Source organism: Pseudoalteromonas luteoviolacea (assembly GCF_018100925.1).
GTDB lineage: Bacteria > Pseudomonadota > Gammaproteobacteria > Enterobacterales > Alteromonadaceae > Pseudoalteromonas > Pseudoalteromonas obscura.
Genome location: NZ_JAGJEH010000004.1, coordinates 91505 through 108874, shown reverse-complemented (window position 1 = coordinate 108874; position 17370 = coordinate 91505). Strand labels below are relative to the sequence as shown.

At 43.2% G+C, this 17370-nt stretch carries 9 protein-coding genes; 6 read left to right on the top strand and 3 right to left on the bottom strand.

Going from position 1 to position 17370, the window contains the following annotated elements; translation table 11 throughout:
- The first annotated feature begins 36 nt into the window (after nt 1-36).
- From J8M00_RS09495 to J8M00_RS09480, 4 genes are all read left to right on the top strand, one after another.
- Nucleotides 37-3006 (top strand): TonB-dependent receptor, encoded by a 2970-nt coding sequence (locus J8M00_RS09495; protein ID WP_211010027.1) that lies wholly within the window; start codon nt 37-39, stop codon nt 3004-3006.
- Nucleotides 3007-3099: 93 nt separating this feature from the next.
- Nucleotides 3100-4359, top strand: a complete 1260-nt coding sequence (locus tag J8M00_RS09490; protein WP_211010026.1) for a sugar MFS transporter — start codon at nt 3100-3102, stop codon at nt 4357-4359.
- Nucleotides 4356-6905 carry a glycoside hydrolase family 3 protein gene (locus J8M00_RS09485; protein ID WP_211010025.1) on the top strand — a complete coding sequence of 850 codons (2550 nt, stop codon included), beginning with the start codon at nt 4356-4358 and terminating at the stop codon, nt 6903-6905. The genes J8M00_RS09490 and J8M00_RS09485 overlap by 4 nt, the downstream gene beginning before the upstream one ends.
- An 865-nt stretch (nt 6906-7770) precedes the next feature.
- Nucleotides 7771-9396, top strand: coding sequence for a methyl-accepting chemotaxis protein (locus tag J8M00_RS09480; protein WP_211010024.1), 1626 nt, complete (start codon nt 7771-7773; stop codon nt 9394-9396).
- A 492-nt stretch (nt 9397-9888) separates the two neighbouring features.
- Here J8M00_RS09480 and J8M00_RS09475 read toward each other — a convergent pair whose 3' ends face one another.
- Both J8M00_RS09475 and J8M00_RS09470 read right to left on the bottom strand, forming a co-directional pair.
- Complete coding sequence (locus J8M00_RS09475) at nt 9889-11301, bottom strand: alpha-amylase (protein ID WP_211010023.1); 1413 nt, start codon at nt 11299-11301, stop codon at nt 9889-9891.
- A gap of 136 nt (nt 11302-11437) precedes the next feature.
- The gene (locus tag J8M00_RS09470) at nt 11438-13441 is read right to left on the bottom strand and encodes an alpha-amylase (protein WP_211010022.1); all 2004 of its coding nucleotides are present in this window, start codon (nt 13439-13441) and stop codon (nt 11438-11440) included.
- Nucleotides 13442-13760: 319 nt separating this feature from the next.
- On the opposite strand from J8M00_RS09470, the gene J8M00_RS09465 reads away from it, so the two are divergent.
- Nucleotides 13761-14249, top strand: coding sequence for a DUF523 domain-containing protein (locus J8M00_RS09465; RefSeq protein WP_211010021.1), 489 nt, complete (start codon nt 13761-13763; stop codon nt 14247-14249).
- 19 nt (nt 14250-14268) lie between these two features.
- Here J8M00_RS09465 and J8M00_RS09460 read toward each other — a convergent pair whose 3' ends face one another.
- Nucleotides 14269-16761 (bottom strand): cation:proton antiporter, encoded by a 2493-nt coding sequence (locus J8M00_RS09460; RefSeq protein WP_211010020.1) that lies wholly within the window; start codon nt 16759-16761, stop codon nt 14269-14271.
- Between the two features lie 152 nt (nt 16762-16913).
- On the opposite strand from J8M00_RS09460, the gene J8M00_RS09455 reads away from it, so the two are divergent.
- Nucleotides 16914-17315, top strand: a complete 402-nt coding sequence (locus J8M00_RS09455) for a GFA family protein (protein ID WP_211010019.1) — start codon at nt 16914-16916, stop codon at nt 17313-17315.
- Nucleotides 17316-17370: the final 55 nt, after the last annotated feature.

Sequence of the window (17370 nt, the reverse complement as noted above, 5' to 3'; positions counted from 1 at the left end):
CTTCCCCCAAGAACATAGAATTTATGTAGGTTAGTTATGAAACAAGTTCAATTTGTATCTTCGCGTGTGGCTTTGTGTGTCGCATTAGCTCTATCAGGAAAAGCGTATGCCAGCGAGCAATCAGCAGTTAATTTAACGGCAGAAGAACAAAACTCAGAAATAGAAGTGATAGAGATCCGTGGGATCAAGGGAAGCTTGACCCGGGCTATGAATCTCAAAAGAAACGCATCAGGGGTGGTAGATGCGATTTCAGCAGAGGAAATGGGGAAATTCCCAGATACCAACTTGGCTGAATCTTTACAGCGTATTACCGGTGTTGCAGTAAGCAGAAGTAACGGCGAAGGCTCTCAAATTACTGTGAGGGGCTTTGGACCAGATTTTAACTTAATTACGTTAAATGGCAGGCAGATGCCAGGCACGGGTAACTCAAGATCATATGACCTAGAAAACTTATCTGCTGATGGTGTAATGGCGCTAGAGGTATTTAAAACGGCACGTGCGGAAAACCCAAGTGGTGGCTTAGGGGCCACCGTTAATATTGTGACTAGAAAGCCACTGGCAAGCCCCGGAGAGCGCTATACATTTTCAGCTAAGGCGATCCACGACTCGTCAAATGTCGAAAATGACGATATCACCCCAGAGCTGTCAGCGCTTTATTCAAACACCTTTATTGATGATGCATTTGGTGTGTCATTCTCTCTCACGCACCATGAGAGAGACTTTCAAAAGCAGCAGGCACATATTCAGGGTTGGCAAGCCAATGTCGATTTACCCGGCAATATCGATGACAGTAATGTGATTGATCCTAGGCCGCTTGATAGTGAAGGTAACAGAATAGGAGATTACTTTTTTCCTCGCGACATGAACTATGGCATTGAAGACTTAGAAAGGGACAGAACCAATGGTCACATTGTTTTTCAGTATGCGCCGACTGATGACTTAGTGCTCTCTGTCGATTATACCCACACCAAAGCCGTTATAGGCAAAAATGGCATTGGTTGGGGGATGTGGAATGAATATGGCGGCAATATCAATGCATATGAGCTAGATGAAAACGGTACAGCTGTTTTTGCCGATATTAGTGGTAATGATGGCTCTTTCACTGCATCGCGTTCAACAACAGAGGTCATTGAAAAATCAGCAGGTATTAATATTGATTGGCATATCAATGACGTGTGGCGTGTTTCTTTGGACTATCACGATTCTTCGAGTGAAACTGACAATGGTATCGATAAGGGCATTGGCAGTGAAGGGTCTTTGGTGTTGGGATCAGATCAGCTACGCACTAAAAACTATGACTACCGCACAGGTGATATCCCACATGCGCAAATACATTGGCTAAATGGGTCTACAACATTGCTTGAAAGTGAAATTGACTCGCACTTTAGTCAGTTTGTTCACTCGCCCGGCAAGGCAGAGGTTCAGCAGCTGCAAATAGACGCGACATGGGAGAATGACCGTTTTGACATTCCACTAAACGATGTCAAGTTTGGTTTCGCAATGACAGACCAAACCATGGGTGGCTCTAACGCTTGGAGTGGTTTAATTGGCGGGTTTTTATTTAATCCGGCGTGGCCGCAAATGTTCCCTGATAGCATGTTTGTTAGAAACAATACCAATGGTTTTTTGGATGCATTTGCAAGCGGTGGCGCAAATTTAAATCCGAATTACTACTACACCTTTGACTTTGACGAAGTGGTAGCGCGCTCCGAAGCATTTTTGACAAATGAAGTACTCGGTGGCGACGACTATTTCGCTACAACTGCCTACCATGATTTAGGCACCTTTTCTCAAAGCTCTGTGCAAGAAGAGACAGTGAGCTTTTATGTTCAGAGCGCTTGGGAATTTGAGGTCGCGTCATTACCAGTTTATTTGAATCTAGGCATTCGATACGAAGAAACAGACGTCACCAGTGTTGATGCACAGCCCATTCCAGTATCAGTTTGGTGGTTAGGTGGCAGCGAATGGCATACACAATACCTCCCTGAGGACAATAGCCAATACACTTCTGAAGGACAACACGATGTGCTATTGCCAATGATTGACGTGAAAGTCGATTTCACCGATGAGCTGGTTGGCCGCGTATCTTGGGGCAAAACCATCACGCGTGCGCCGCTCGGTGACTTGGCGGGGGGGCGAGTGCTATCTGGTAGCCCAAAAATAGGCTCACGTAACGGCAGTGAAGGTAATACTAATTTGGAACCATTTGAGTCTACAAACTTAGATTTAAGCCTGGAGTACTATTACGATGAAAGTAGTTACGCAGCGATAGGGTACTTTAAAAAGTCGGTCAAAAACTTTATCGGGAGTCAGGTCAATGAAACCACCATTGATGGATTTAAAGATATCTATCAAGGGCCGAGGTGGAACCAGGCGGTTGCTGATATCGAAGCGCGTGGTGAGCAAGCAACCAGTGATGCCATTTTTCTGCAAATGCAGGCCAATGGCGCGACACTCAATTCTCAAGGTTACATAGAGCCCAGTGATGACGATCCGCTCTTACTTTGGAAGATAACCAAACCGTTCAATGCGACAGACACAAAAAAGGTCGATGGCTTTGAAATAGCGTTTCAGCATGTGTTTGGCGAGAGCGGCTTTGGCATTGGACTTAATGCAACGTTTGTCGATGGCGACGTAGAATTTGATGTAAACAGTTTAGATCAGCAAACACCATTAACAGGATTGAGTGATTCTGCAAACGCCCAGTTCTTTTATGAAAAAGACGGGTTATCTATCAAAGTGACATACGCTTGGCGTGATGAGTACTTGATAGGAGTTGGCCAAGACCAAGGCTCTGCTGATAATCCGCCTCAGTTTGCCAAAGCGTATGCGCAGTTAGATGCAAGTGTGAACTATGACATTGATGAGCGTTGGACAGTCTTTTTAGAGGGCATAAACCTCAATGACGAAACTGAGCAGGGCTTTGGGCGATACGAACGACAGTTCTTATTCGCCAGGCAATATGGGCCAAGGTATACCTTGGGTGTGAGATACAGCTTTCAGTAATTCTAATCATTCTCTTATCTCTTAGTAATTTTAAGTGCCGAGTATGCAATAGACGCTATTGCATTAACTCGGTGTTTGTTGGAGTTTTTAATTATGGCAACCGAGTTTGCTTCTAAAGCTGCGCATGTGGACCAATCATCCGATTACCCTAAAAACATTGGTTTTGCACTTTCTGCGCTGACAAGTTTATTTTTCATGTGGGGCTTTATTACCTGCCTGAACGATATTTTAATTCCGTACCTTAAAGGTGCATTTCAACTAAGTTACACGCAAGCAATGCTGGTTCAGTTTTGTTTTTTTGGCGCGTATTTTATTGTTTCGATCCCGGCAGGAAATCTGGTTAGTAAAATTGGCTTTCAAAAAGGAATTGTATTTGGCCTATTCATTGCCGCTCTGGGGTGTGTGATGTTTGTGCCAGCGGCGATTATTGGATTATACGAAGTATTTTTACTCGCCTTGTTTGTATTAGCTTGTGGGATCACAATCTTACAAGTGTCTGCTAACCCTTATGTAAGCGCACTAGGTAAACCAGAAACGGCGCCATCTAGACTCACACTTACACAGGCGTTTAATTCTTTGGGTACCACCATTGCGCCATTTTTTGGTGCTTATCTTTTGTTCTCGTCAGAGCAAAATACTGTGTCGAGCGGTGCCGAAGCCGTACAAGTTCCATACCTATTGCTCGCGGCAACATTGGGTGTTTTGGCGGTTGTTTTTGCGGTACTTAAGTTACCGAAACTTGTTGAGCCAAATGATGATTCATCAACGAGTACAAGACCGCTGACAGAGCATCCGCATTTAATTCTTGGTGCAATAGGTATCTTCGTATATGTGGGCGCTGAGGTTTCTATTGGTAGTTTTCTGGTGAGCTTTTTACATCAACCTAGCATTGCAGGCCTTAATGAAGCACAAGCGGCTAAGTTGATTGCCTATTATTGGGGCGGCGCAATGATAGGGCGCTTTATTGGTGCTGCAGTGATGCAAAAAATCGCAGGTGGGAAAGTACTGGCTTTCAATGCAATTGTCTCAATGAGCCTCATTATATTTGCAGTGAATCAAACCGGTGTACTTGCAATGTGGGCAATGCTAGCTGTTGGTTTATTCAACTCTATTATGTTCCCGACGATTTTCAGCTTGGCGATTTCAGGTTTGGGCAAAGATGCAAGCCGTGGTTCAGGCCTATTGTGTTTAGCAATTGTCGGCGGTGCGATCATTCCTATTTTACAAGGGATACTTGCTGACAATATCGGGCTACACGGTTCATTTTTCCTGCCCGCAGCATGCTATATCTACATTACTTACTTCGGTCTTTGGGGGTGTCATAAAAAATCTAGTAAGGAGAGCGCGCAATGAACAACTTAAAACGAACAACGCTACTATATGTTTGTATGGCGAGCCTGCTAAGTGCATGCGGTCAATCCAAACGACTTGAAACAGAAGTTGAAAAGGGCAAAGACCCATCAATTTGGCCAAATATTACCTCTGAGCTTGCTGTATCCGAAGATGTTGAATCACGCGTTGCCACGCTTCTTGCCGATATGACAATAGAGCAAAAAGTAGCGCAAATGATCCAACCTGAAATACGCGATATCACAGTTGAAGATATGCGTAAATATGGCTTCGGCTCATATTTAAATGGTGGTGGGGCTTTTCCAAATGGCGATAAACACGCATCTGTTGCTGATTGGGTCGCATTGGCGGAGTCCATGTATCAAGCATCTATCGATGCATCTTTAGATGGCTCGACAATCCCGACCATGTGGGGCACAGATGCGGTTCATGGTCATAACAATGTGATTGGTGCGACTTTGTTCCCACATAACATTGGATTGGGCGCAGCAAATGACGCTAAATTGATTGAAAAAATTGCTCAAGCCACCGCCAAAGAAGTGCTGGTAACTGGCATTGATTGGATTTTTGCACCAACGGTTGCCACTGTGCGAGATGATAGATGGGGGAGAACCTACGAAGGATACTCAGAGGACCCTGAAATAGTGGGAGATTATGCCTATGCCATTGTGAAGGGGTTACAAGGTGATGGGCGCTCAAATACCGTATTTAAAGATCAGCATGTGATTAGTACAGTTAAACACTTTGTTGGGGATGGCGGTACACTAAAAGGTGATGACCAAGGGAATAATGTTGTTAGTGAAGAGACATTGTTTAAGATCCACGCGCAAGGTTACGTGGGCGGTTTAAAAGCTGGGTCTCAGTCAGTGATGGCGTCCTTCAACAGCTGGCATGGTGACAAGATACATGGTAATAAATACCTGCTTACTACGGTGTTGAAAGACCGCATGGGCTTTGATGGTTTTGTTGTTGGAGATTGGAATGGTCACGGGCAGATACAAGGGTGTACTAATGACAACTGTCCACAAGCGATCAACGCAGGTCTGGATATGTTTATGGCCCCAACCAAAAGTTGGAAGCCTTTATTTTACAATACCGTCAGCCAAGTTAAAGACGGCACTATACCGCTTAGTCGAGTGAATGATGCGGTAAGTCGCATTCTCAGGGTGAAATTACGCGCTGGTTTGTTTAATAAACCGAGCCCAGCACAGCGGCTTTATGCTGGTGACAGCAAAATAATGGGCAATCAACAACACCGAGCACTTGCCAGAGAAGCTGTGCGAAAATCTTTGGTTCTGCTCAAAAACAAGGCAGGGATCTTACCGTTATCTCCTAAGCAAAATATCCTAATCAGCGGAGATGGGGCAAATAACATAGGAAAACAATCAGGTGGCTGGACTATTACATGGCAGGGGACCAATAACGCAAATACTGACTTTCCTGGAGGCACTTCAATTTATGAAGGTATTAAACAACAGGTGTTGAAAGCAGGTGGTGAAATTACCTTGAGTGTTGATGGTTCTTTCGAAAAGGGTAATAAGCCAGATGTCGCGATTGTTGTGTTTGGAGAGGAACCTTATGCAGAAGGTCAAGGAGATAGACCTCATTTGGCATATCAATACAGTACTAACAAGGACTTGCAGCTAATAAAGTCCTTGAAGGCTCAAGGTATACCCGTTGTATCACTCTTCATAAGTGGTCGCCCTATGTGGGTAAATGCAGAGCTAAATGCCAGTGATGCCTTTGTGGCACTTTGGCTACCGGGCTCTGAAGGCGGAGGTGTGGCTGACGTGTTATTAAAAGACCAGCATAACAGTATCCAATATGACTTTTCAGGCAGACTTTCATTTTCTTGGCCTAACTCACCAACGCAACATGTGAACCGTTTTGATGGGCAAAAACCGTTGTTTGAATATGGTTATGGGCTGAATTACGCAAAAATAGATACATTACAAGATAATCTGAGTGAGTTGTTTGACGTTAGCACCAGTGTTAATGAAGTAGAGTTTTTATATGATGGTCAGCCCAAAAAACCTTGGGCATTATATTTAACTGAAAGTAATAAGAAGAAGCCCGTTAAATCGAATAGTGAGCAGTTAAATGGGGTTGAATACAGAACAATTGACCGCTTTGTGCAAGAAGACAGCATTCAATTGTCTTTTAGCAACTCAGATATTGCGGGAGTTCAACTACTCAGTAAGCATGGTTTCCCTGAAGACCTCAGTGCATATGTAAATTCGAATGCGTACCTCACATTTGATATATCTTTGAAATCAGGAACGATTTCAACAGCCGTTGTAGGGATGAATTGTCAGGGAGGCATCAAATGTAATTCGCAAATTAAAATACCAGAAGATAAATTGAGCGTGCTCAATTCAAGTTGGCAGCAGATCGCTGTGCCTTTAACTTGCTTTGAAAACCTTGGTGCTGAGATATCTCAGACAATGTCTCCATTTAAGTTATCACTCGTTGGAAACGCTGAAGTGGGATTAGGGAAAATAGCACTGAGGGCATCAGCATCCGAAGCTTTAATAATTGAATGTAACTAGAATGCTCTTGACGAAGGCCCGCAAATTGCGGGCTTTTTACTTTTAAGACCGGTCATAATTTGTGTTTGATGTGTTTGATGTGTTTGATGTGTTTGATTATTAAGTATTAAGTCATGGTTGTATCGTCATAATGCCGATGTTTTTTCGATAAGGGTATATTCGTGGACTATAAACAAGCATTTAGTTTCCGGCGTTTGCCACACGTCGCCTTGCTCTTATTAAGCATTTGGGGGGTGTTACAAACGACATTGGTCAGCATAATGATAGAGCGTTTTAATGGCTGTCCCTATGACTGTGATTTGTATGTACCGCAACAATTTGTATTTGTTATGGCAATTATATGCTTCCTTTCTCTAATATCTTCATTCATTTGTGCTTTTATTTCAGTATTTAAAACTCAGCAGCCCATTGCATATAAAGTTTTGCTATTAAGTTATTTAGCAGCGTTTTGCCAGATGTATTACATCGCAAGTTTTTAATGTTAAATGTGTTACTAAGCGAGCCCCTCACAGAGTTATCTTTTTCTCTGATATGACACCGTGGTTTTATAAGCAATGGCGAATAAGCTGAGCAGGTAGCCCCCTTTGATAGTCCGTCGGCGGTGCAATCAATCTATCACTTCATTTAAAGCCTTCGCGCTCATTTAACAGTTCAATATCACATGCTACTGCCATACATATAAATGATATAAATCACCGTTAGTATAACCCTGATGTTTTTAGTAGCCAAAGTCACAATTGACTGCCAAGAGGTCGTGAGACTCGTGATATGAAATAAAGCAATCGCCTAGTTTTTACATTGTAATTTCGTCATGTTAGTCAATACTAATCTTGAAGGCTTATAGGCTAAGCTTAAGGAAAATTTGATGTTGAATAATTTCTCTGTACAAAGTCGGTTATTATCGTTGTCTGGCTTACCTGCCATTTTATTTGTTGTAGCGACAATCATTACGCTAACCACTATATCTCACCTTGTCACGAACATGGATAAAATGTACTCCGGTAGGGTGCTGCCATTGAAAGAAATTAAAGTTGTTTCGGACAATTACGCGGTTGTTATCGTTGATACCTTCCATAAATTAAGAGGTGGTCAACTCTCGTCAAGTCAGGCTCTTAGGAGTATTGAGGAAGCAAAATCAATTGCGATAGCCGAGTGGGAAATTTACTTAAGTGGTAAGTTGACCAGCCAAGAGCAAGCGATTGTTCAGCAAATAAAGCAGTCTGAGCGGGAAGTTAATCTGCTCATTCAAAAATATCAGACCTTGATAGCGCAAGATAAGTTTGACACTGTGCCTTACAATCAATTTGTTAAAGACCTCTACGAGACGTTTGACCCTCTCAGTGAAGGCTACAACGAGCTAATGGTGCTGCAATTGGACGAGGCCAGTCAATTAATTAAAGTAAGCCACGAAGAGGCGGATGCCACAAGAATTGGAATGATAATCGCGTCGGTCGTGGTTGTTGTGGCTATGTTGAGTGTCAGCTGGTTGATATACGGCTCCATCCATCGACCATTAAAAGGGTTACGCAAGACAATTAAAATTATTGCTCAAAACGCAGATTTAACCCAGCGGGTACAAGTCTCAGGTGAAGATGAGTTGAGTGAGATTGGTAATGACTTTAATAAAATGGTTAATTGCTTACACAATCTAGTTGAAAATTTAATGGAGATGATTTGCGAGCTCACATCAACATCTAATAACTTGACGAAAATCAGTTCTTCAATGGCAAATACTTCTCAGGATCAAGAGCAACAGACAGCCATGATAGCGACAGCGGTGACGCAAATGAGCGCAGCAATTCAAGAAGTGGCAAATAATGCTCAAAACACGGCTCACAAAGCGGAAACATCAGGCGAACTTGCTGAGCAGGGAACTCGTACAATTACAGAGAACATTCAGTCAATTGAGCGTTTGGCTCAATTGGTAGCTGATAATACAGAGCAAATACAGGCTTTGAACACCCAAAGTAATGAAATTAACCAAGTTGTATTGATGATTCAAGGTGTGGCTGAACAAACTAACTTATTGGCTTTAAATGCAGCAATTGAGGCTGCTCGAGCTGGTGAGTCCGGTCGTGGCTTCGCAGTTGTCGCTGATGAGGTAAGGCAGTTGGCACACAATACACAAAAAGCCACTGAATCAATTAAAGAAATGATCTCTAAGTTGCAGTCGATGGCACAAAACGCAGTCGGCGCGATGGAAAATGCGCAATCTAGTGCGACGTCTAGTGTGGAAAAAGCGAATGAATCTGCCAAATATATGGCGGAAATTAATAACGCAGTAAATGAAATCATTGATATGAATGTGCAAGTTTCAACCGCCACAGAAGAACAAACATCGGTGATCTCTGAGATTAGTACTAACATCAATGAATTTAATAATAGCATTATCGAAATTGCTAAGAATGCGCAATTGAATGCTGAAGCAAGCAATGCGTTAGGTGAGTATACAAGCAACTTAAAAGAGAAAGTGGACTCGTTTAAGACGTGATTGCCAAACCAGTTCAGAGTGACGAGGAGGAGAATGCGTTGGCGTGTAATACTTGTCATTGTGGGCTTGCCCCGCAATCCATGTTTCTTAATGCTGGGTTGGCTATAGAGGTGGCAGCCTTAGCGGTTACATTCTTAGCGATTGATAAATCAGCTCATTTCATCTTGTGAAAAAGCACCGTGCTCACAGCGTTCGCAGTCGGTGCCTTTTGCACTTTGGAACCTAAAACCAGTTCAGAGTGACGAGAAGTGGAATGCTTTCACGGTCTATACTCTTCGTGAGGGTATTTATATTTCTTAAGGTTGCCGTCCTGAATTCGCTGCGCTCATTGTCATTAACACTTTTCACTACGTCATCCTGAACTTGATTCAGGATCTATGTTGATACTGTGTTGGTTTAGTGGTAACAGACTAAGAGGCTGTTAAACTAGCTCATTTCACCTTGCGCAAAGTAAATGAACTCGCTGCGCTCGCTGACATTAACACTTTGCACTTAATTCACCTGTGCAAAACGATGTATCGCCAACGCATCCATTGGTTTTAGAGCAATGTTTGCCTTGCCGTCGCGAGCAATTGACACGGTTTTACCTGAGCAATCATTGGCTAACGTTCTACTTAGCTCATCGCAATAAACACCTGCTGGGAGGCCGGTTTGCAATGTGACATTCATCACTTGAGAACCACGATTAATTGCGACAAAACCAAGATCTCCCCGTGAGAAAGCGATTTGGTTTTTGCCGTTATCCCACCAATGCTGAATTGATTGGCTCTTGCCTGTTTGGGCTCGAAAACGCATCGCACCAGTAATATACGGCTTTCTGTGTTCGCATTGCCATAGTTGGTCATTGCAGTTGAGTTTATCAGATTGATGTACCTGCTCAGTTGGTCCACCCGCATCTGTGTCGCCGTTAAAATTATAACTGGACATGACTTTTGGATAGCCATACGGATAGGTTAGCATAAACACGTTTGCTAGCTCGTAAAGTTTACCATCTTGAAAAGTAACAATATCGCCAGCACCGCCATGACCGCGTTGATTGTCATGGTTATCGGTAAATACAATCGCTTTATCACTGGGCATTAAGTCCCAGTCTTTCTCAAAGCCTTTGAGTGAGGCCAGTCGTCCCTTTTTAAAAACGTGGCTCAGTTTCACACTGTATTTAAACTCTGTAACCATACCATTATTTAAATAAGTGTCAGCGGTGATGGCTTCGCCGCCTTGATCTATGACTTCTTGAAATACAAGAGGAGAGTGTTGAAGCTGTTTTAAAATTGCAGCAATGTCTTTAGCGGGCATGTGTTTGCTGGCATCCAATCTAAATCCGGCGACACCAAGCTTGACTAGTTCATTGAGATAGCCCGCAATTGTAGTTTGTACTCTAGGAGAGTCAGTATCTAGGTCATGTAGGCCGACTAATTCGCAATTTTGTACACGCCACGCGTCATTGACGTAATCTTCTGATTTGATTGCGCATGGCTTGTGAAAGTCTTTTGGTTCATAGATCGGATATTGTTTATTGCCGTATGTTTTGCCAGCTATGCTTTTACCATTGCCGTGGGCCATGTGATTTATCACGGCATCAACATAGATGTCTACACCCCGTGCTTTGCATCGTTTGATCATATCGATGAATTGAGCTCTATTTCCGCCTCTGCTTGTTAATTCATACGATACAGGCTGGTAGCGTGTCCACCATTGCTCCCCTGCGATGTGTTCATTTGGTGGGGAGATCTGTACGGCTTTGAAACCTTGTGGGCCTAAAAAGGCTTCGCATTCATTTGCTATATCCGCCCATGACCATTCAAATAAATGCACAAATGTAGATGTTGAACTGGGTGTCGCCATGACATGGCTAGATGCCACGAGTGCCAAGCTCGCAAATGCTGGAAATTTATTGTTTTTCATTTATATGCTTCTCACTTATTTGAGATTGACAATATATCGCTCGTTTGATGTGAGTCCATTGAATACGTATGCAAAAAAGCAACCAAAAAACTATATTTGGTTGCCTTATTCTGCGAATCAAATGGTTAGTCTACCATTAGAGAGATTGAATAATGTGGGTGTTTTGACCAAACTCAAAGACATTGAGTTTGCCACATTGAGCAAAGTGATTGTTACTGGCATAAGGTCGATTTTGTTGAAAAATATTGTCTTCCCAGCCTTGGCCGTTTTTAACGAATGCTTTTAACTCAAACCAACCCTGATGGGTTTTACTACAATCCATTTCTACGTCTAGTTTCCAGTAGTGCTGGCCCCATTGGTTTAAGCTTGATTCACCAAATCCATGTAGGTCATAGGTTTTCTTTTCACCCCAATTTGCAGGCCAAATATTGGTTGTCCAATCCAAAGCTGTACCTTGTGCTTGGTTTGATTGCCCAGATTCAGATGCCTGCCAGTCTAGGTACCTATCACCTGATTTCCAAGGCGTGGTGGTTTGGTTTCTCAGATTTAAATGTCTAATAGGGATTTGGCAAAGCACTGGATTTTGGTCACATTGCAGCCCACGTTGTAAAGCCGCATGATGGTCCAACCCGCCGCGTACAAACATATCTTGCCCGTTCTGTGTCTGTGCTTTTATAAACACAACCGTTCTTTGCCAATCACCGTCACTAGGGGTATCTGTCGTCACGCTTTGATGATGAATAGCCACAGCGTCCATCGGTGCTAAGGTAATATGTGCGGTACCGTCAGTTTCTACCTTGATGGTTTTGCCGACACAGTTTTGTGCATTTTTACCGCCAGAGAGTTCATCACAATATATCCCCGCAGGAAGCCCTGTTGCTAACTTTGCGTTCATATTGCCTGATTCGCGGTTAATTGCCACAAATCCTAGATTACCGCGCGAAAAAGCAATTTGGTTGTTACCATTGTCCCACCAATTTTGTACTGACCAATCATCATTGGTCTGATTTCTAAAGCGCATAGCTCCTGCAATAAAGGGTTTTCTGTGCTCACATTGCCATTGCTGAGCATTGCAGTTTAAGTTGTCACCTTGATGGACTGGTACGCTTGGTCCGCCTGCATCGGTGTCGCCATTAAACTCATAGCTAGACATCACTTTTGGATAGCCATACGGGTAGGCGAGCATGAACACATTTGCCAGTTCATACAGTTTTCCATCGTGGAAGGTGACAATAGAACCTGCACCGCCATGGCCGCGTTGGTTATCATGGTTGTCTGTAAATACGACAGCCTTGTGACTCGGCATAAAGCCCCATTGCTCCCCAAACGACTTAAGCCAAGCAAGTTTGCCGGTTTTAAATGTTTCGCTAAGTTTGATGCTGTATTTAAACTCTGTTACCAAGCCATTTTGGAAATACTCTGATGCTTGAACTGCTTCACTACCTTGGTCGATTACTTCTTGAAATAACACTGACTGCTGGTTTAATTTTGCAAGCACATCACCAATGTCTGATGCTGGCATATGTTTGCTCGCGTCTAGCCTAAAGCCTGCAACACCAATATTTAAAAGGTCGTTTAGATAGTTTGCGAGCTGTGTTTGAACATACGGTGCATCTGTGTCCAAATCATGGAGACCCACCAACTCGCAGTGTTGGACACGCCATGGGTTATTGCCATAATCAGCAGGGTTTATTGCGCAAGTTGAATGAAAGTCATTCGGACTGTAAATCGGATATTGCTTGTTACCAAATTGGCTACCAGCAACACCCGTACCACGACCATGAGCCATATGGTTAATTACAGCATCGACATAAATATCGACTCCAACGGCTTTACAGCGTGACACCATATCAATAAAAGCCGCTCTGTCACCACCTCTGCTAACTAACTGATAGCTAACAGGTTGGTATCTTGTCCACCACTGGCTTCCGGTAATATGTTCACTTGGTGGAGATACTTGTACTGCTGCATAGCCCTGTGGCCCTAAAAAAGTTTCACACTCTTTGGCGACATCAGGCCAAGACCATTCAAATAGATGAACAAAAGTGGTTGGGGTGCCTTGGCTAACGGGGTTTGCTAAGGCGTTGTTTGATGCAAGTACTGAAACACTTGCTACGATTGGTAAAATTATATTTTTCATTATTGTGCCTCTCATTTACATGAGTTTTACAATATAAGAGCCTTTCAGGAACAATCCATTGAATACGTATGCAAAGCAGGGTTTATATTGCATATTAATTCTTAAATAGATCTTAAATATGGTTTTATATCTTATTTATACTTTATTTTCGGAATATAAATGCCTATAGAGTAGTTATACTACTTTAAATTAATGGCAGTGGTATAAACAAATTCAATACATTTGAGCATAAACTCAAGCCTGATAGCTGTACGGTGATCACTTTCTTGTTTTTTTACGTTAAACTTGCCCTGAATTGGGTTTTGCAAGTGGAATACGGATGCAAAAAGTATTTGTAAGTGCATGTTTGGTAGGCAATAAAGTGCGATACAACGGCAGTAGCTTGTCTTTGGACATGTCAGACAAAGGGTGGTTGGAACTGAACGTTGAGCTTACAGTGTTTTGTCCGGAAGTGTCGGCAGGATTGCCAATTCCGAGAGCGCCAGCAGAGATTATCGGGGGGAATGGACGTGATGTGTTAAACCACACTGCAACTGTTATTGGTGATGATGGTGTTGATGTAACTAGTGCGTTTTTAAAAGGCGCGCGCCAAGCGCTTTCGCTCTGTCGGCAGCATGGGATCAAATACGCGATTTTGGCAGAAGGTAGCCCTTCATGTGGCAGTCAACAAATTTACGATGGCACATTTAGTGGAAAGAAGATCCCAGGTGCAGGTGTGACAGCGCAATTATTGATAGCCAATGGCATTAAAGTTTATAGTCAACATACTGTGACGCAGCTGATACGCGAAGTAAAAAACGAACCATAAAGTATAAAAATTCAGTAATTCATACCGAATAATCCTGCATTAGTTTGCAAATTACCTGTGTGAGCTGGCTATCTTGTTGCATAAGTTGTTTCAGCTTGTCACAGGGGAGCCACATCACATCACAAGGGGTTTCGCTGACACATTCTGTTTTGCTTGTTCCGGTGAGCAAGGCCATTAACGCGATTGACTCGCCGGGCCCTTTACTGGTGCAAGTGTGTTTTTTCCCTTCTTCTGTCACCATTAACCACTGTTCTTTCACGCTGCCGCGACTAATAATGCCAATTTTGTTGAGGGGGCGATCAGCGCCACAAATAAGCTGCTCCGCCTCATAAACGCTGTGTTCAACAAACGACGAAAGCTTTTCTCGAGTTTCAAGTGGTAAATTTTTCGCCCAGGGAATGTCGTTGGTAAATTGTTGCTCCTGCGTTGACTTAAAAATTGACTCATTTTGTAAGCTGGCCATTTTATCTTCGACGCTACACAACAAGCGCTGTGCCTCTGGTTTGTCTAAAACCGCTTGTTTTAATTGTGCATTGATCACTGCGCGCTCTCTATTGAGCAGTAACCTTGTGGCAGCCTGTGTTTGTAATGATTGAATAATTTCAGGAAAACTATCGTGTAACTCATTCATGCGTTCAAGTGTTCGGGACTTATTGTCATTGACTGCTTGCATCACGGCATCTGCCGCCATTTGGCTAGGTGCTAGAGCTTGGATGTGGCTTTGCAGGGCCTCTTGTGCATGCATAAATCCGCGGGCAATGTCATAGCCTAAGGCCAGTTTGTTGAAAAAAAACTTAAGTAGCAGTTTGTTTAGCCAAGTGTATTGTCTAAGTGGCTGCAACCATTTTGGCGTTTGCCACACTGTGTAGATCCGTGTTCTAGGGCTAATGGTTGGTTCTCCATCTAAGGCTGCCTCCACGGCCTCAACCAATTTACTGGTTGCTTGTTTACTCAACATGCCTTGCTCAAACTGTGTCCAGTAGTGCTTTCGTTCCGTTTCAAGTAGCCGCCTTTTATAGGCTGTATTGAGCTCATCGTCTGTGATATTGGCATCGGGTTCAAGCTCATCAAGTGCCTGTAATCTTGACTTTTGTTTAACGGTTTCCCAGTCTGCACCTTGTAGAAAAGGATTGGTCATCATCACAGGCAACATGTCATGAAGTTCATTGCTGATCTTTGCTTGTGCCTTATCGACTGTAGCTTGTTTTGCTGGTGGCAACGAGTTTAAACCTAACAGCTTTAATAGCGTGCCCATGGTAGAGCCATTGACCAATATCGTTAATACCACAATGCCTGCACATAAAAACAACACCCGATCACCAATTTCTTTGGGGATCACATCACTTGCAACTACGGCCAATGCCAAAGCCAAAGATACCGCGCCTCGTAATCCTCCCCAACATAGTACAGCCGCTTTGGGAAAGTTAATGCCAATCCCCAGTCTGGATAAAGCTGGCATAAATACAGCAATAGAGGTTGCGCGGATAAGCAAAATACCCACGTATAAAAACAACAGCATTTGCCATGCTTGCATGTCATTTAAAGGCACTCGAATGGCGACTAAAATGCCTACCAGCAAAAAGATAAGCGTGTTGGCCATATGGGCCATCATTTCCCAAAAATGATGTAAAAACCCGGCCACTTCTGGGCTAATGCGTGTTCTACCGATGCTAGCGAACATAATTGCGAGTGTTACTACCGCAACAACACCAGATACGTGAAAGTTTTCAGCGATAAAAAATACTGAATAGGCAGCAGCAATGGTTAATGAGATCTCTATCATGGGGTCATTGAAAACATGCTCAATCCACATGATGCACAAGCCGCCAACGATGACGCCAATGACTAAACCAACTAAAACGACTTGCAAAAACTCAAGGGTGACATGCAAAGGGGAGGAAAGGCCAGCCGCGGCATCACCACTGTACATGGCAGTAACCCAGGCAAAAAATAACGAAAAGAACACAATGGCTGTGCCATCGTTGAGCAAAGACTCTCCCTCAATTAATGTTTCAAGTCGTTTCCGCGAGCTGACTTCTTTGAGCAACGCAACAACGGCAACGGGATCTGTTGCACTGATCAAAGCGCCAAACATTAAACAAATAGCCCAGCTCCACCCCCAGCCATCAGGCACAATGGCAAAAATCAATTCAGCGGTTAACCAAATCGCCAGCATGAGTCCGGGCACAGCCAAAATGGCAATTTGGGTAAACATGCGTCTGAACAGATGCACTTCCATTGCAAAGGCACTTTCAAATATCAAGGTTGGCAAAAATAAATATAAGAATAGATGGGAATCTATTTCAGCGACTAAGGCGAGGCTATGCCCAAACTCAGGTGCATAAGCATCGAAAAGCTCGCCGCGTTGCAGTAGACCGATAGCTATGCCCAAAAGCAATAGAGCCACGGTGTAGGGGACTTGCGTCCCTTTTAAAATATGTCTGACAAACGCACCAATAAAAAGCGCAAAAATCACGAATAAGAGGATTAAAAGCCCTGTGCTAAAAGCCATAGTTCAGTGCCTTGATTAATTTGATGCACTAAGTTTAGAAAAGGAATCTTGTGTTCGCTAAGTCATCTGTGTTTTATCACCTTGCGATCAGGATATAATTGTTCTTACAATAGAAACAATGAGTTAAACATAGCTGTTTGAAGGGGATAAAATTGGCAAAGGGTAGCTGTAACTGCAATGCTGTGCAGTTTGAAGTGCGTTCGCCTATTAAGCATATTTATATTTGTCATTGTTCTATTTGCCGCAAGGCCGGTGGTGGCAATGGTGTGTCGGTGGCAGTTGTCAATAACAGTGACTTTGTTTGGGTAAATGGTCAAGAGTTTATTAAAACATGGCACAAACCAAACCATGATTGGCTCTGTAGCTTTTGCATTGAATGTGGGTCTAATTTACCGGGCAAAAACGACGAACAGCGTATGTATGTACCAGTAGGTCTGATCTCCAACACCGATTTGGAAAATGCTAAAGTAGTGCACCATTTATGGGTAAGCTGTAAAGCGAGTTGGGAGCATATTGGTGATGATGGCAAACAGCATGCCGAGTTTATTGACTAACTATCCCCAAAACCCTCTTTGCAAAAGAAAAGAGGCGCAAGGGGCACCTCCGAAT

Excerpts from the sequence above, each read along its gene's own strand:
- J8M00_RS09475 (WP_211010023.1), bottom strand. The coding sequence starts at position 11,301 with ATGAAAAACAATAAATTTCCAGCATTTGCGAGCTTGGCACTCGTGGCA.
- J8M00_RS09495 (WP_211010027.1), top strand. The coding sequence starts at position 37 with ATGAAACAAGTTCAATTTGTATCTTCGCGTGTGGCTTTGTGTGTCGCA.
- J8M00_RS09470 (WP_211010022.1), bottom strand. The coding sequence starts at position 13,441 with ATGAAAAATATAATTTTACCAATCGTAGCAAGTGTTTCAGTACTTGCA.
- J8M00_RS09480 (WP_211010024.1), top strand. The coding sequence starts at position 7,771 with ATGTTGAATAATTTCTCTGTACAAAGTCGGTTATTATCGTTGTCTGGC.
- J8M00_RS09485 (WP_211010025.1), top strand. The coding sequence starts at position 4,356 with ATGAACAACTTAAAACGAACAACGCTACTATATGTTTGTATGGCGAGC.
- J8M00_RS09460 (WP_211010020.1), bottom strand. The coding sequence starts at position 16,761 with ATGGCTTTTAGCACAGGGCTTTTAATCCTCTTATTCGTGATTTTTGCG.
- J8M00_RS09490 (WP_211010026.1), top strand. The coding sequence starts at position 3,100 with ATGGCAACCGAGTTTGCTTCTAAAGCTGCGCATGTGGACCAATCATCC.
- J8M00_RS09465 (WP_211010021.1), top strand. The coding sequence starts at position 13,761 with ATGCAAAAAGTATTTGTAAGTGCATGTTTGGTAGGCAATAAAGTGCGA.